The sequence below is a fragment of the Chryseobacterium sp. CP-77 genome, assembly GCF_036362765.1.
Classification (GTDB): domain Bacteria; phylum Bacteroidota; class Bacteroidia; order Flavobacteriales; family Weeksellaceae; genus Chryseobacterium; species Chryseobacterium cupriresistens.
In genome coordinates, this window is the sequence record NZ_CP143637.1 from 4,029,773 (window position 1) to 4,045,461 (window position 15,689).

Annotated in this window: 13 protein-coding genes; 5 read left to right on the top strand and 8 right to left on the bottom strand. The window is 36.5% G+C overall.

Translation table 11 applies throughout. The annotated features are described in order from the left end of the window. Positions 1–38: 38 nt before the first annotated feature. The 7 genes from V0410_RS18035 to recJ all read right to left on the bottom strand — a co-directional run bounded on the left by V0410_RS18035 (position 39) and on the right by recJ (position 8,850). Positions 39–2,297 carry a TonB-dependent receptor domain-containing protein gene (locus V0410_RS18035; protein WP_330745125.1) on the bottom strand — a complete coding sequence of 753 codons (2,259 nt, stop codon included), beginning with the start codon at positions 2,295–2,297 and terminating at the stop codon, positions 39–41. Positions 2,298–2,343: 46 nt separating this feature from the next. Beyond that, positions 2,344–4,605 (bottom strand): outer membrane beta-barrel family protein, encoded by a 2,262-nt coding sequence (locus tag V0410_RS18040; protein ID WP_330745126.1) that lies wholly within the window; start codon positions 4,603–4,605, stop codon positions 2,344–2,346. A gap of 376 nt (positions 4,606–4,981) precedes the next feature. Beyond that, on the bottom strand, positions 4,982–5,320 hold the full coding sequence (locus tag V0410_RS18045; RefSeq protein WP_062673669.1) for a DUF3817 domain-containing protein: 339 nt from the start codon (positions 5,318–5,320) through the stop codon (positions 4,982–4,984). A 6-nt stretch (positions 5,321–5,326) separates the two neighbouring features. Then, complete coding sequence (locus V0410_RS18050; protein ID WP_330745127.1) at positions 5,327–6,130, bottom strand: hypothetical protein; 804 nt, start codon at positions 6,128–6,130, stop codon at positions 5,327–5,329. Positions 6,131–6,133: 3 nt separating this feature from the next. Next, complete coding sequence (nadD, locus tag V0410_RS18055; protein WP_330745128.1) at positions 6,134–6,718, bottom strand: nicotinate (nicotinamide) nucleotide adenylyltransferase; 585 nt, start codon at positions 6,716–6,718, stop codon at positions 6,134–6,136. A 26-nt stretch (positions 6,719–6,744) separates the two neighbouring features. After that, entirely contained in the window at positions 6,745–7,107 is a 363-nt protein-coding gene (locus V0410_RS18060) for a four helix bundle protein (RefSeq protein ID WP_330745129.1), read from the bottom strand. A 30-nt stretch (positions 7,108–7,137) separates the two neighbouring features. Then, the gene (gene recJ, locus V0410_RS18065; RefSeq protein WP_227940877.1) at positions 7,138–8,850 is read right to left on the bottom strand and encodes a single-stranded-DNA-specific exonuclease RecJ; all 1,713 of its coding nucleotides are present in this window, start codon (positions 8,848–8,850) and stop codon (positions 7,138–7,140) included. Positions 8,851–8,960: 110 nt separating this feature from the next. Between recJ and V0410_RS18070 the strand changes: the two genes are divergently transcribed. After that, entirely contained in the window at positions 8,961–9,773 is an 813-nt protein-coding gene (locus tag V0410_RS18070; protein ID WP_330745130.1) for a M48 family metallopeptidase, read from the top strand. A gap of 393 nt (positions 9,774–10,166) precedes the next feature. Next, entirely contained in the window at positions 10,167–10,964 is a 798-nt protein-coding gene (locus V0410_RS18075; protein ID WP_330745131.1) for an SDR family NAD(P)-dependent oxidoreductase, read from the top strand. 70 nt (positions 10,965–11,034) lie between these two features. Here the strand turns inward: V0410_RS18075 and V0410_RS18080 are convergent, their stop codons facing one another. Continuing rightward, a complete protein-coding gene (locus V0410_RS18080; protein WP_330745132.1) occupies positions 11,035–12,657 on the bottom strand; it encodes an ABC-F family ATP-binding cassette domain-containing protein in 1,623 nt (540 codons plus the stop codon). A 121-nt stretch (positions 12,658–12,778) separates the two neighbouring features. Between V0410_RS18080 and smpB the strand changes: the two genes are divergently transcribed. From smpB to V0410_RS18095, 3 genes are all read left to right on the top strand, one after another. Next, positions 12,779–13,237, top strand: a complete 459-nt coding sequence (smpB, locus tag V0410_RS18085; RefSeq protein WP_047427948.1) for an SsrA-binding protein SmpB — start codon at positions 12,779–12,781, stop codon at positions 13,235–13,237. A 77-nt stretch (positions 13,238–13,314) separates the two neighbouring features. Beyond that, positions 13,315–14,832, top strand: a complete 1,518-nt coding sequence (locus V0410_RS18090; protein WP_330745133.1) for an OmpA family protein — start codon at positions 13,315–13,317, stop codon at positions 14,830–14,832. 95 nt (positions 14,833–14,927) lie between these two features. Further along, positions 14,928–15,668 carry a YebC/PmpR family DNA-binding transcriptional regulator gene (locus V0410_RS18095; RefSeq protein ID WP_076596963.1) on the top strand — a complete coding sequence of 247 codons (741 nt, stop codon included), beginning with the start codon at positions 14,928–14,930 and terminating at the stop codon, positions 15,666–15,668. Positions 15,669–15,689: the final 21 nt, after the last annotated feature.

Genomic DNA, 15,689 nt, shown 5'->3' on the forward strand with positions numbered 1-15,689 from the left:
TACCGTAAGAATAATTAAATATGAAGAAAGATAATTCTCTATCTTGTTCTGCTTTTGATGGCATCTGATGCCCCTTCGATGTCTCTCACCTTTTTCACTTTCTGGTTTCCGAAATTGTAGGTAAGGCTTACGATTAAACTTCTGTTATAGCGGTTTTGGTGGATATAATTATAATTTCCGTTCTCCTGAAAGTCTTCAATTTTAACAATATTGGTATTCAGTACATCATTTACATTCACTGCAAAAGTCCAGTCGTTCCACATTTTTTTAAGACTGAGATCCAGACTCATTAAGTTTTTCAATGAACCAAGCTCAATCTGCTGTTTGTCAACAAAGAAATAATTAAGTCCGAAGAACCATGTTTTCTTTTTATCAAGACGGATGGTATTATTGGTCTGGATCAGAAGACTGGTAGAATTGGTTTTATTGGTGTAGGTAATAAAGTTTCCATTAGGCCCTTTTTGATCTTTGAAGCGGTCTCCGGTTGTAGGATCAGTAGCAAGACTTCCATTGTTAATATTATGCTGCACTCCGATATTGAAGTTGGTTGTCCAGTACTGTTTGAAAAACGACTTCTGGATACCTACCATGGCCGACATTTCCTGCTTATTTCCAAAGTTGGTTCTGATATATCGTAATGCAGGATTATCACCAATTTTACCATCAGGCGATACCGGATATCCCTGAAGCGGAACCTGTGTAATGACGTCCTGAATGTAAGAATGGTTTAAAATCAGGAAATACGAATTTCTGTACATATAGGTCAGTTCCTGATTGTAGTTGGAAGAGGCCTTTACAAACGGATCATTCTGAGTGTAATTATCATCGGTCAGAATATTTTTTACCGGATTAAGTTCCCAGAAACTTGGTCTTCTCATTCTGCTTGAGAAGGAATAGGAAATATTGTTTTTATCATTAATCGCATAATTCAGGCTGAGGTAGGGAAGAAGGTTTTTGTAATTTCTCTCAATTCTTCTAAGGGCTTCTGTGGGAGCGTTGTCAGACGTACCAAGACTGTTGGTGATCTCGTATCTGGCACCTACTTTTCCTGAAAGTTTGTCGGAAATTTTTTTCTCAACGGTAAGATACATTCCGTAGATGTTTTCATCATAGATAAAATGGTTGGGTCTTGAATCCGGAGCTGTTACGGGATTAAATGAATAAGTAATGTTTTTAGAATCATTATCTGTTTTAGTCTTGTTATAATTTCCACCGACGGAAACGGTAAGATCATTTTTAAACTTTTGATTATAATCCACCATTCCGGAGAAATTATTAATGATCTGAGGAAGGTCCTGAATAACTTGTTTTGTTCTTGCTCCTACATTTCGGTTGATATCTGAGGTAAAGGTTTGGTTATCCGTAAACTGGAACCTTCTGTAGTTCAGGTAGGCTGCATTTACATTCAGTTTGCTACCCAGAGAATCCGTTTTTAATTCATAGTTTAAATTTACAGAATTGTTATAAGATCGTGTATTCTCTCTGTTTTTAGACCACGTATATTCCGTATTCGTTTTTTTTATGGTATTGAATAAGTCTACCGTTGAATTATAACTTTTATTGGCCCATGTATTCCATGATAAGGCAAGGTTGCTTTTGTCGTTCAGCTGGTAATCAATATTCAGATAACCTCCTATGTTTTTATTCGGATCGTCAATATCTCCGGTAGATTCGTTGGAAGTTGTTGAGGTTCCGTTTCTCAGGGTATAGGTTTGTGCTTCGATATTTTCACCACCGCTAAGACTGGCACTTACTCCCAGTTTATCTTTTCTGTAATTGGCTGAGAAACTTGCCTGACTTCCGTTATACTTATTGGTTGTGTTAGACATTCTCATGTTTCCATTGAGACCGTCACTCATTTTTTTCTTTAAAACGATATTGATGATTCCATCAGAAGATTCTACCTGGTACTCGCTGCCGGGAACAGTAATCACTTCTATTTTCTGGATATTTTCAGCCGGAGTATTTTTCAGAAACTGAGCCAGTGATTCAGAATCCATATTGCTTTTTCTTCCGTTGATATAGACCAGTGCATTGTTTTTTCCTGCTATTTTTAATGTTTTATCATCTGTAGAAGATAACAAAGGAGTTTGTTTTAAAAGGTCAAAAGTGGTGTTTCCTTTGGCAACTGGTGATGCTGCCACATCGTATACAAAACGGTCACTTTGCTTTTTGAAAACCTGCTTTGTGATGGTAACACCTTCTATGTTTTTTGTTTTTGCCGTATCAGATTTCTTCTCTTGTGCAAATGCACAGGTACCGAATACAATAGCCATTGACAAAATTATACGTTTCATGTTGTTTTTATTTAAGAGTGGATTTAGTGAAATAAGTGATTATAGATTAGGTTCTTGATTTTACAGCATCATTAGCCGATTTCATTTCCCTTGCTTTTTTCAGTTTCTGATTTCCGAAATTATAAGTAACCCCGATGCTCATAAGCCTTGGATAATTGAAGTTGGTGATATTGTTAAATTTCCCATCGGGCTGTACCCCTCTAATGCTGTAGAAACTTTGATTAAATAAGTCACTCACTTCCGCTACAATAGTCCAGTCTCCTGCAATTTTTTTCAGACTGAAATCGAAGCTTTGTCTTGCCCGGATCATCCCTCCTTCCATGGCAGTCTGGCTGGCAAAGAAGTAATTCACTCCCAGGAACCAGTCTTTTTTAGAAGACAGTCTGATCACATTATTGATGGTTGCAGACATATTATAGTTTTTAACATCAATGATATAAGGATCCACTACTTCAGTTTCTCCCGGAACCGGCATGGAAGTAGGATCTTCAAATACTCCGCCTTTGTAGGTAACATATCCCAGATTGACAGAATAATTGGTTGTCCAGATGTCTTTGAACCAGGATTTGTTCATTCCAAGAGTAAGAGCAATCTCTCTGTTTTTACCATAATTGGTTCTGATGTATCTCAGGAATCTGGTAGTTTCCATAATTGGATTTCCTTTGATATCCTTGATGATTTTCCCCTCAGCATCTTTTTTAGGAGCTGTTACCGTTCCCTGCAATGGAATCAGGTCTGAAGCTGCTGCATCTTCCACCATATTAAAACTAAGATTGGCATAGAATGCATTTTTGTACATATAATTTAACTCCTGATTATAATATTTGGAAGCCAGTATAAATGGATTGTTCTGTGTATAATTGGTTGGAGTAAAATAAGTTCTTGAAGGATTCAGTTCCCAGAATCTCGGTCTTCTGATTCTGCTGGAGAAAGTATAGCTCAGATTATGATCGGAATTGATGGCGTAATTTAAATTCAGATAAGGCAGAAGGTTGTTGTAATTTCTTTCAAAACCTGTTTTATCCACAATATCTCCGGTACTTCTGGTCATTTCGTAGCGGGCACCAATCTTTCCGGAAATTTTTTCAGTAAGTTTTCTTTCATAGTTCAGGTAAATTCCAAGAATATTTTCTTTATAAATGAAGTGATTGGTTTGGTTGGGATCGATGATAAATTCTCCTTTTATTAGTTTATCCTGTTTGGTATCGTTATCTGTATTGGTGTGATTGTAGCTGATTCCCATTAACCATGTTGCACCCTTTGCTGTCTTTTTCAGATAATCAATATTGGCTGCATAGTTGTTGATAATTTGGGGTACCGCCTGATGCAATGCAGAATATTTATTGATTGTATCATTCGTTAAAGGAAAACTCTCATTGAAACTTACTTTATCTCTGTTGAACCACAGGTAAGAAACGTTTGATGTAAGTTTACTTCCAAGAGAATCTGTTTTCATCTCATAATTTAAATTGAAAGAATGATTTCTGGTCTGTGCATCCTCGTTATTTACTGTTCTGTTGTTTAAGACTCCGTTTTGCCAGTTGGTAATATCCAGTACAGAGTTGAAACTTTTATTGTATCTCATGTTGTAGGAGAATCCCAGACTGTGTTTTTTATTAATCTCATAATCAACATTGAAACCGCCTCCAAAATTTTTGTTAGGATCATCATTGAAGCCAAAGGATTCATTTTTGAAAGTAGGATCTCCGTTGGACAGCGTATATCTTTGTCTGTCTGTCCAGCTTCCCGTTCTGAAATTGGAATTACCAGACCATTTACCTTGTCTGAAATTAAAAGAAGCTCCTGCATTAGGATTATTGTAATAAGCCTGCTCGTTCTGCATTTTCAGCGTTCCGTTGTAGCCGTTGTTTTTGCTTTTTTTCATCACAATATTGATCACCCCTTCTTTGGATTCAACCTGGAATTCACTGCCGGGAACTGTAATCACTTCAATTTTCTGGATATCCTCTGAAGGAGTAGACTTCAGCATTTCAATCAACGCCTCGGAATCCATATTGGTTTTTTTGTTGTTGATGTAAATGATTGCATCATTTTTTCCCAAAATCTTCAGCGTCTTTCCGTCAATGCTGGAAATCATCGGTGTTTGTTTCAAAAGAGTAAAGGTGTTGGTTCCTTTAGCAATAGATGAAGAAGCTACATCGTATACCAAACGGTCACCTTGTTTTTTGAAAACCTGCTTCTTGAGAGTCACTGCATCAATAGCATTTACTTTCAAACTGTCTTTTTTCTGCTGGGCAGTGATAAGTCCACCGAAAAATAGTGCTGCAATAAGAATTTGAGTCTTCATGATTATTCTTTTTTAATTAATAGCTTGTATGGTTTGTTATTTAACATTACAAAGATATATAATAAATTTAGTATTATGCAATACAAAGTACTTAAAAATATTTTTAAATCATCGCAATTAATTGATTGTCAGTTGATAAAAATTTAGTTTAAAATATTGATTGCTTAACCTTTCTGTATAATAAGACAAATAAATGATGCTAAATGTTACATCGATGAAAGAAATTATGAAGGATTTTTAAAAAAAAATGGATAATTAATACCTGGAATTTATCCCCGTGGTCCAGGAATTATGCTTCACACAAAGGTATCTGTGAAGCGGGGCTGTAATATCCGTAAAATAAAAAAGGACCGAAAAGGTCCTTTTATAATATTGTTTATTCTCTGTCGAATCGGGCCAGCTTTTTATCTACCCAAACCGTTGCAAAGGGGAAGAATGCAGATAATAAGGCAAAAACAAAATCTTCATCATCCCAATTATAAATTTTTCTGGCAGGAAGGCAGAGTAAAAGGTAAAGGGTAAAAAATAAACCATGTAAACTACCAATAACACTGATGAAGATGATAGAATATAAATTTTCATCGTATCGTATCCAGATCATCGCAACACCATACAACAAAAGACATGAAATGGCCTCCGCAAGACAAATCTGCTTAAACCATCTGATGATTTTTTCCTGAGAATATTTTGAGAATATTTTTTCGATGAAGTCCATGAATAATTATTTATAATAGATAAAAAAGGATGTTTTGCTTTTTACGGGATACCCTCTGTATTTTACAGGCTCAAATTTAGTGTATTTTATAAACTTTTTGATCTCTTTTTCAAAATATGGAATGTATTTCAAATTGTGATCATTATAAATATCATGACTAAATTGATCCTTCAAAACCTTTCCATTTTGATCTAAAATGAGTGTAACCACCGTGCTTGAACGGTATTTTTGAAAAGACGGATTGTAATTTTCATAGCCTTCCGGATAAATAAAATTATTGAAGAAGTCTTTATTTAACTGATCATTGTCATCTGTATAGCTGAGATACTTACCTTTATAGGTCCACTCACAATGTTCATCGTTATCAAAGATTTTACCAGGATGTTTTTTTACATATAGGGCTACAGATTCTTTAACGAGACCATCCATAAAATCTTTACCAAATTTTTTTTCAGTCAATTCAGTCATTACCGAGTAATAACATTCATCATAATACCAACCTATATCACTGCCCATCCATTCTCCGCCCCAAATGATATTATGCTTTTTTAAAATTGTTTTGAGCTCTTCTCCGGGTAAAAACTTATCACCATCGGGAGCTGCTATATTGATGAAATATTTGTTTTGAATTTCCGAACTTTTTACAGCCCTGATTGAATCTTCGCTGCAATGCTTTTTATTATAGCTTTTTCTTTCAGCAATAGCAATTTTCTGTAATTCTTTAAGAGAGTCACTTTTTAAAGTTGTTGATTCCTGGGCATATAAACAACTTTGCAAAAAAACAGAGAATAAAAATAAATATAGCTTCATTGCTTATTGATAAAAACTACTACCATCCAAATACTCAAAAACTTCTGGTGGCAGCATAGGTCTTACATTTTTACCATCCTTTATCATATTACGGATTTCCGTAGCTGAAAGCTCTATTATGGGTGCTTTTACCAGAGAGATATTTTCATGCTGTAAATATTCCGTATCTTTTTTCTCGCCTTCAAATACTCTTGGGTAAACAATAATATGATGATTTTTGATCAGGATATCAGAGTTTTTCCATTTGTTAAGGCTTTTCAGATTATCCTCTCCCATGATCAGACTGAAAGAATAATCAGGGTATTTCTCATGCAGATATGTTAAGGTATCAATAGTATAACTTGGTTTCGGAAGAGAAAACTCCACATTGGAAGCTCTCATATTGGGGTAATTCTTTACTGCCAGTTGTACCATATCAAGCCTGTTATGATCATTCAGTAAAGACTTTTTGTCCTTAAACGGGTTTTGCGGGCTTACCACAAACCAAAGTTCATCCATATCAGAATTTTCCAGAATATAATTGGCCAGAATAAGATGCCCGATATGAATAGGATTAAATGATCCGAAAAATAAACCGATTTTTTTCATTGTTATAAGGAACTAGGTAGCAGGAATTAGGTTTTAGGGGTGTGAAGCTTTGTAATTATTGCATTCAGCATTTTTGATATTTCAGATGTTTTTTTAATTAAAATTTGAAACTCTTCAGGATTCAAATAATGTAAGTTTTTTGAAATAATCAATTGGGTTTCTAGTTCAGCACAACTACCTCTTGCAATTTTTAAAAACTGGAGGTAGTCATTGGTAGACCTTCTGGAATGGCCTTCAGCAATATTAGATGGAATTGAAATTGATGATCTTCGGATCTGGTTTGTAAGTCCGTAAAGTTCCTCTTTTGGGAAGGCTGTCGTCGCGGTATAGATTTCTGTAACGAGATCTACAGACTTTTGCCATACAATTAATTCCTTATAATTTCCCATATGATTCTCCTATTCCCTTATTGCTAAATCCTAATCCCTGAATTTTACATCCTTGATATTAAGATAATGAGTGACATTGCCTTTCCAGTGATTCTCTTCCAGGGTAAAAGCAAGATCAAAATTTTTATTTTTAAAATCTTCAGCAAACTGTCCGAGTTTGAATCCGACACATTCAATATTTCGTCCCGTAGATTCCTGCTTGATATAAAACTTCAGGTGATTATTATCTTTTCCCATGGTTTTTACATATCCGGAAAGCTTCTGATTGGTTAATGTAAAAATAGGCTTCATATTATGAGGCCCGAATGGCGCCAGTTTTCTGTGGAAATTGATGAACTCTCGGTTGATTTCGTCAATTCTTATTTCCGTATCAATCGTAATAGAAGGTTCCTTTTGGTGCTCCTGGATTTTTTCAGAAACAATTCTTTCAAATTTTTCCTTGAAGGCATCAAACTTATCTTTTTCCATCGAAAGTCCGGCGGCAGCATGATGGCCTCCGAATTTAAGGAAATACTCAGAACACATATCAAGAGCTTCATGTACATCGAAATCAGAAACAGACCTTGCGGAAGCTACCATTTCTCCGTTATTGCCATCGGTAAAAACAAGTGTGGGTTTATAATAGGTTTCAATAAGTCTTGAGGCTACAATACCAATCACTCCTTTATTCCATTCAGGATGATAAACGATAGTAGTATGCTTGGTTTCCTGCTGGGATTCTATAATCTGATTCAGAGCGGAAAGGGTGGAATTCATATCCAGTTCACGCCTTTCATCGTTGAGGTTCATGATATCATTCACAATCTGGTTGGCATGTTTCAGATTGTCAGAAACCATAAGCTCTACAGCTGCTTTACCATGAGAAATTCTTCCGGCAGCATTAATTTTGGGAGCTATTTCAAAAACGATATTGGAAATTTCGAAATGAGAAAGTTTATCCTCAGGAATCAATAACCTTAAACCAAGATTTCTGGTTTTCCTCAGGGTTTTTAATCCCATTTTAGCCAAGACCCTGTTTTCTCCCGTCATCGAAACAATATCTGCTGCAATGGAAATGGCGAGAAGATCTGTAAGTTCAAATAATTCTGCTTCCGGTAATTTATAAATCGTATTCAGTCCCTGGCAAAGCTTAAAGCCAACACCGCATCCGGAAAGTTCTTTGAAAGGATAACGGCAGTCACTTCTTTTAGGATCAAGAACAGCTGCAGCATTTGGAATCTCTTCACCCGGCAGGTGATGATCGCAGATAATAAAATCTATACCCAGATTGCTGGCATAGTTGATCATATCAAGTGCCTTGATTCCACAGTCCAGAGCAATGATTAATGAGAAACCATTTTCTTTGGCGAAATCAATTCCTTCCGTGGAAATTCCATATCCTTCAGAATTTCTGTCCGGGATATAATAATCTAAATATTTTTTCTCAACAATTTTGCTGAGATACAGGTACATTAAAGCAACCGCTGTGGTTCCGTCCACATCATAATCACCATATACCAATATTTTTTCACCGTTTTCAATGGCGGTGGCAATACGCTCTACAGCTTTTTGCATATCTGCCATTAAAAAAGGGTTGTGGATATCGTTAAGGTTCGGTTTGAAGAATTCTCTGGCCTTTTGATAATTGTCAATTCCCCTAAGAACGAGGATTTTAGATTCAAAAGTACCAAAACCAAGTGACGAACTTAGTCTGTCCACAACTTCCTCATCGGGTTCAGGCTTGTAAATCCATTTTTGACTCATTTCACAAAAATAAGGAAAAAAAATAGCATTCAGGGAAGAACTGAAACGAAGTTTTGACTTAATAATTGTTAAAAAAAGACTATCTTCGTGCTCCAAATTTTTAAATGACTATGAAAAAAATTACTCTATGCTTCCTGTTACTGGGAACAGCATGTTCGATCAACGCACAGAAAATTAATCTTGGCAAAGCAGCCGGAATGGTTTCAAATGGTGCAAAAGCCTTAACATTTACCAACGAAGATGCGATTAAATTATCCAAAGAATCAGTAGAGTGGATGGATAAAAATAATCCTGTAGCAGGACCGAAAGATCCTTACACTGTGAGACTGAACAGGCTGTTTGGAAAACACAAATCTCAGGATGGTCTGAACCTTAATTATAAAGTTTATAAAGTAAAAGATATCAACGCGTTTGCCTGTGCAGACGGAAGTGTACGTGTATTCTCTTCCTTAATGGATATTATGACTGATAATGAACTGCTTGCCGTAATCGGACATGAGATCGGGCACGTAAAGAATCAGGATACTAAAGATGCTATGAAATCGGCTTATCTGAAGGCGGCTGCATTAGACGCCGCTTCCTCAGCTTCGTCAGATGTAGCTGCGCTAAATGATAGTCAGGTAGGGAAGATGGCAAATGCATTTTTAGATGCTTCGCACAGCAAAAAGCAGGAATCTGAGGCAGATACTTATTCCTATGATTTCATGAAGGCCAATAAATATGATGTGGTAGGAGCGTATACTGCTTTTAAAAAGTTAGCCTTACTTTCACAGGGAAGCACACAGACTAACTTTGAAAAGATGTTCAATTCTCACCCCGATAGCAATAAAAGAGCGGAAGCGATTAAAAAAAGAGCTGAAAAAGACGGCTTGTGGAAAGATCCGGGAACCGTTTCTTTGCCTGCATCCAAATTAACAAAGTAGGTTTTAATTAACTATTTAAAATAATACAACTGTTTTAAAAGTCAAAATTTTCTGAGCTGTTGTTTGACCATTTCAAACATCACGGTAATCTTAGAATAGGCTTTTAAGGCAGTTTTATTTTTTCTTACCTTTTGATTGCAAAAATTGTAATTTTTATTACTGTCTTATAAGCATGCAATATGATCTAAGGTGGATCAGGATCTCCATTTTCCTTATTTTCTTTCAATAGTTCCAATATGAATGGGCCTTTCAACAAAGCGATTTTGAGCTTTCCAACAAAACGAAATCGTGATGGGCTATGTAATTTTGCTTTATCAGGAATACAGGATAAAGTAAAAATATTTTTTGAATAAACTCCGAGCAAAAAATTAAATAAATTAAAACTAGTTCAAAATGGATTTACAATTAAAAGGAAAAACGGCTCTCGTTACCGGCTCAAGCTCAGGTTTAGGTGAGGCTATTGCAAAATTACTGGCAGACGAAGGGGCTTCTGTGATTATTCATGGCAGAGACAAAGATCGCGCAGAAAAAGTTATGCATTCTATATTGGAGAAAGGAGGCACTGCTGAAATTGCTGTAGGTGACCTTTCAACGGATGATGGTGCAGATCAGGTTGCATCTGCGGCTTTGAATTCCGGGAAGATTGATATCCTCATTAATAATGCAGGCACTACTTCTCACAAATCATGGGGTGAAGCTAGTGCTGAGGATTGGCTGGACATTTACAATACTAATGTAGTTTCGTATGTCCGGATGATTCAACGCATTGTTCCTCAGATGAAAAAATTAGGATGGGGAAGGGTAATACATATTGGTGGAGGACTTGGTATACAGCCTATTAAAGAGCAGCCTCATTATAATGCTACTTTGGCGGCCCGACACAATTTGTCTGTTTCTCTTGCAAGATCAGTTAAAGATACGGGAATTACCTCTAATGTAGTTTCACCGGGAGCAATCATGAATCCAATGGTTGAAGAATGGCTAAAAAATGCTGCACCGAAGTTTAATTGGGGAACTGATCCGAAGGAAATTAAATACAAAGCTGTACAGGAGCTCATTCCTAATGATACGGGCAGATTTGGTGAACCTGAAGAAATTGCAGGAGCTGTGGCCTATCTTTGTAGTCCTTTTGCTGATTATATCAGTGGTTCTGTACTTAGGGTTGATGGCGGTACCATCCGTTGCTTGTAAAACAGATATGATTATAAAAAAGGCTGTCCTGAAAGACAGCCTTTGATTTTTATCTGATATTCTTGAAAGATTAAGAATACATTTTCTCTCTTAATTCTTTTACTTTTTTATCAGCAAGGTACTCGTCATAAGTCATTTCTCTGTCGATGATTCCGGTAGGAGTCAATTCGATGATTCTGTTACAGACTGTTGAAAGCATTTCGTGGTCATGAGATGCCAGTAAAAGGTTTCCTTTAAAGTTGGATAAAGAGTTGTTCAAAGTTGTGATACTCTCAAGATCCAGGTGATTGGTAGGTTCGTCCAATAAAAGAACGTTCGCTTTTTGAAGCATCATTCTACTGAACATACATCTCATTTTTTCACCTCCTGAAAGTACTTTACAGGATTTCAAAGCTTCATCTCCTGAGAATAGCATTCTTCCAAGGAATCCTCTTACGAATTCTTCATGGCGCTCTTCATCATTTTTTGTAAACTGTCTCAACCAGTCAACTAAGCTTAAGTCTTCCTGGAAGAAGTTGGTGTTGTCTAAAGGCATGTGAGACTGGTTTGTTGTTACTCCCCATGCGACTGTTCCTTTATCAGCTTCTACATTTCCAGCAAGAATCTCGAAGAATTCTGTGATGGCTAAAGAGTTTTTAGAAAGTACTGCTACTTTGTCCCCCTTTTTAAGATTTAAATCAATATTTGAGAATAATAATTCCCCGTCTTTGGTTTTTTCAAGACCTTTTACATCTAAAATCTGATCTCCGGCTTCTCTTTCCATTTCGAAAATAATAGCAGGATATCTTCTTGAAGAAGGCTTGATATCGTCAATATTTAATTTGTCGATCATTTTCTTTCTTGCAGTCGCTTGTTTGGCCTTAGCAACGTTAGAACTGAATCGAGCAATGAAGTCCTGAAGTTCTTTTTTCTTCTCTTCAGCTTTTTTGTTGGCCTGAGCTCTTTGTCTTGTTGCCAATTGAGACGCCTGGTACCAGAAAGAATAGTTACCTGTATAAAGGTTAAGTTTAGAATAATCAAGGTCACCGATGTGTGTACAAACCGTATCGAGGAAGTGACGGTCGTGAGATACAACAATTACCGTGTTTTCATAATCCGCAAGGAAGTCTTCCAACCATGAGATCGTGTCGATATCAAGGTCATTGGTAGGCTCATCCAGAATCAAAACATCAGGGTTTCCGAAAAGTGCCTGAGCCAAAAGAACTTTTACTTTGTCTTTGTTCTCAAGTTCGCTCATCAGCTGCCAGTGCATATCATCAGAAATACCTACGTTTGAAAGCATGGTCTGTGCATCAGATTCTGCAGTCCAGCCACCCATTTCGTCATAAATTACACCTAGTTCACCGGCTTTAATACCGTCTTCGTCAGAGAAATCTTCTTTTGCGTATAACGCATCCATTTCCTCTTTTATCTCAAATAATTTCTTATTACCTCTTAAAACAGCTTCAAGAACTGTAAACTGATCATAAGCAAAGTGATCCTGCTCCAAAACTGACATTCTTTTCCCTGGTTCCAGAGATACATGCCCTGTTGTAGGATCCTGCTTTCCTGTTAGTATTTTCAGGAATGTAGACTTTCCCGCACCGTTTGCTCCGATGATTCCGTAGCAGTTTCCTTTGGTAAACATAATATTTACCTCGTCAAAAAGAACTCTTTTCCCGAATTGTAAAGATAAGTTAGATACTGTTAACATATAGTTTTGTAAATTTGGCGCAAAAATACGAAAAGAATTTGGGTATTTTGTAATAATATAATAGTCAAGTTTTTAAATGTACGGTATTTTTTATATATTTCATTAACGAAATTTTAAAATGATGAAGATTGAGAAAACAGTTAACATATTAAACAAAAGAGCCCGTTTTGAATATGAAATTCTTGAAGAATATGAAGCCGGAATGGTTTTAACGGGTACCGAAATAAAATCTTTACGTTCATCCAAAGCATCTATCACAGAATCGTTCTGTCAGTTTATTGATGGGGAATTGTACATCATCAACATGATGATTGATGAGTACAAATTGGGAACTTTTTACAACCACAAAACAAAAAGGGAACGGAAATTGCTCTTGCACAAAAAAGAATTACAAAAACTTGAAAAAAAGTTAAAGGATGCCGGGAACACCATAATACCTTTAAAATTATATATCACCGACCGAGGGAAAGCAAAGGTGCTGATAGCGCTTGGTAGAGGGAAAAAACTTTTCGATAAAAGAGAGGCGATAAAAGATAGAGAAAATAAACGGAACCTCGACAGAATATTAAAGAAAAGTTAAAAATCATTTGAAAAACTTTGTATATAAAGAAAAATTATATTTATTTTGCATTATCAATTATTTAATCATTTAATTCTATGAAAAATCTAAAATTAGGAATTTCAGCATTGGCGCTTACTGTTGCCTCTACTGTTTTCGCACAGACTACCAACAATCCGTGGTTAATCGGAGTTGGTGCTCATGCTGAAAACCATGTAGCAGCAAGAAGTAACTTCAGTAATACGTTCTCTGCTAACAATTTGACAAAAAGTATGTTCAATGTGAACAACTTTTCTATTACACCTCCACTATCTAAGTTAACAGTTGCTAGAAACGTTGGTAAAGGTTTAGTAATTGACTGGCAAACTTCTGTTGGAAATGTTGAAAACAAAAGATTCAACATGGGGAAAGAATTTTTCCTAATGACAGGTCTTGGTTTCCAGGCTCACGCTGCAGGTCTTTTATGGAACGAAGAATCTTGGTTTGATCCATATTTAAGAGTTGGTGCTAACTACTTAAGACATGACTATACAGCTCTTACTTTCCCTAGAACATCTGTTGATGATAACGGTAACCCAATCGAGCCGGTTGTTAACGGTAAGGATGGTAACGAAAACGGTAAAGCAAATCACTTTACTGTAGCTACAGGTGCTGGTGCTAACTTCTGGGTAACTAAGAACTTCGGTCTTGGTATTCAGGGAGATTATGTATCAACTCCAGGTGACCACTCTACAGTGGCTAACTTCTGGCAAGCTTCTGCTTCCATCTTATTCAGATTCGGAAACAGAGACAGAGATAAGGATGGTATCCTAGATAAAGATGACCTTTGTCCAGATACTCCAGGTTTACCAGAATTCCAAGGATGTCCTGATACTGACGGTGACGGAGTTCCAGATAAAGACGATCAATGTCCAGAAGTGGCTGGTCCAGTTGAAAACAACGGATGCCCTTGGCCAGATACTGACGGTGATGGTGTAATCGACAAAGATGACGCTTGTCCTACAGTAGCAGGTCCTGCTGAAAACAACGGTTGTCCTTGGCCAGATACAGACGGTGATGGTATCTTAGATAAAGATGATGCTTGTCCTACTGTTCCAGGTCTTCCAGAATACAACGGATGTCCTAAACCAAAAGAAGTAACAGCTACTGACGTTGAGAAAAACCTTAAGAGCGTATACTTCGATTTCAACAAAGCTACTATCAAGCCTGAATCTAAAGGAGCTTTAGATACTGCTGCTGAAATCATTAAGAAAGACGGAGGTAGATTCCTATTAGTTGGTGAAACTGACAAAAAAGGAAGTGATGCTTACAACTTGAAGTTATCTAAAGAAAGAGCTGCTTCTGTAGTTGCTGCTTTAGATGCAAGAGGTGTAGATACCAACGCATTAAAATCAGTTGGTATTGGAGAGCAAAATGCTAAAGTTGCAGAATCTGCTTCTGACGCTGAAAGACAAGCTGATAGAAAAGTAACTGTTAGATACATTGGTGATGACAGTGAGTGGAACAAATATCAGAAATCTGATGTTGTAGCTCCAGCTAAAAAAGCTACTAAAGCTAAAAAAGCTACTAAAAAAGCTCCAGCTAAGAAAAAAGCTGCTGCTAAAAAGAAAAAATAATTAATTTTTCTAAATAATGAATACCTCCAATTTGATTGGAGGTATTTTTTTTTTGTGGACTTTTGAGTAATTTTGTTGGAAATTTAAAAATTAAAATGGGAAGAGCATTTGAATATAGAAAAGCTTCTAAAATGGCCAGATGGGACAAGATGGCCAAAACATTCTCTAAAATAGGAAAAGATATCGCACTGGCAGTAAAAGCTGGAGGAACAGATCCTGAATCTAATCCTGCCTTGAGAAGATGTATCCAAAACGCAAAAGGGGCTAACATGCCTAAGGATAATGTTGAAAGAGCAATTAAAAAGGCAAGCGGTGCGGATGCAGAAAACTATGAAGAAATCACTTATGAAGGTTACGGGCAAGGTGGTGTTGCTTTTTTTGTAGAATGTACTACAAACAATACTACAAGAACGGTAGCCAATGTAAGAGCTATCTTCAATAAGTTTGACGGTAACCTTGGTAAAAATGGTGAATTGGCATTTATCTTCGACAGAAAAGGTATTTTCACCATAGATTTGGCTCAGATCAAAATGGATTGGGATGATTTCGAAATGGAAATGATCGACGGAGGAGCAGAAGATGTAGAAAAAGATGAAGAAGAAGTAATGATTACTACTGCTTTTGAAGATTTCGGTTCTTTATCTCACAAATTGGATGCGCTTGGAATTGAAGCAAAAAGTGCAGAACTTCAGAGAATTCCTAACAATACAAAAGAAGTAAACGCAGAACAGTTCAAAGCGAATATGAAAATGCTTGAGCGTTTCGAAGAAGATGATGATGTGCAAAACGTTTACCACAACATGGAAATCACAGAAGAGCTGATGAACTCTCTATAAAAAATAATATAGCATTCATAT

Bases quoted from the DNA above. Each gene is read 5' to 3' on its own strand.
- V0410_RS18035 (WP_330745125.1), bottom strand. From the start codon at position 2,297: ATGAAACGTATAATTTTGTCAATGGCTATTGTATTCGGTACCTGTGCA.
- V0410_RS18040 (WP_330745126.1), bottom strand. From the start codon at position 4,605: ATGAAGACTCAAATTCTTATTGCAGCACTATTTTTCGGTGGACTTATC.
- V0410_RS18045 (WP_062673669.1), bottom strand. From the start codon at position 5,320: ATGGACTTCATCGAAAAAATATTCTCAAAATATTCTCAGGAAAAAATC.
- V0410_RS18050 (WP_330745127.1), bottom strand. From the start codon at position 6,130: ATGAAGCTATATTTATTTTTATTCTCTGTTTTTTTGCAAAGTTGTTTA.
- nadD (WP_330745128.1), bottom strand. From the start codon at position 6,718: ATGAAAAAAATCGGTTTATTTTTCGGATCATTTAATCCTATTCATATC.
- V0410_RS18060 (WP_330745129.1), bottom strand. From the start codon at position 7,107: ATGGGAAATTATAAGGAATTAATTGTATGGCAAAAGTCTGTAGATCTC.
- recJ (WP_227940877.1), bottom strand. From the start codon at position 8,850: ATGAGTCAAAAATGGATTTACAAGCCTGAACCCGATGAGGAAGTTGTG.
- V0410_RS18070 (WP_330745130.1), top strand. From the start codon at position 8,961: ATGAAAAAAATTACTCTATGCTTCCTGTTACTGGGAACAGCATGTTCG.
- V0410_RS18075 (WP_330745131.1), top strand. From the start codon at position 10,167: ATGGATTTACAATTAAAAGGAAAAACGGCTCTCGTTACCGGCTCAAGC.
- V0410_RS18080 (WP_330745132.1), bottom strand. From the start codon at position 12,657: ATGTTAACAGTATCTAACTTATCTTTACAATTCGGGAAAAGAGTTCTT.
- smpB (WP_047427948.1), top strand. From the start codon at position 12,779: ATGAAGATTGAGAAAACAGTTAACATATTAAACAAAAGAGCCCGTTTT.
- V0410_RS18090 (WP_330745133.1), top strand. From the start codon at position 13,315: ATGAAAAATCTAAAATTAGGAATTTCAGCATTGGCGCTTACTGTTGCC.
- V0410_RS18095 (WP_076596963.1), top strand. From the start codon at position 14,928: ATGGGAAGAGCATTTGAATATAGAAAAGCTTCTAAAATGGCCAGATGG.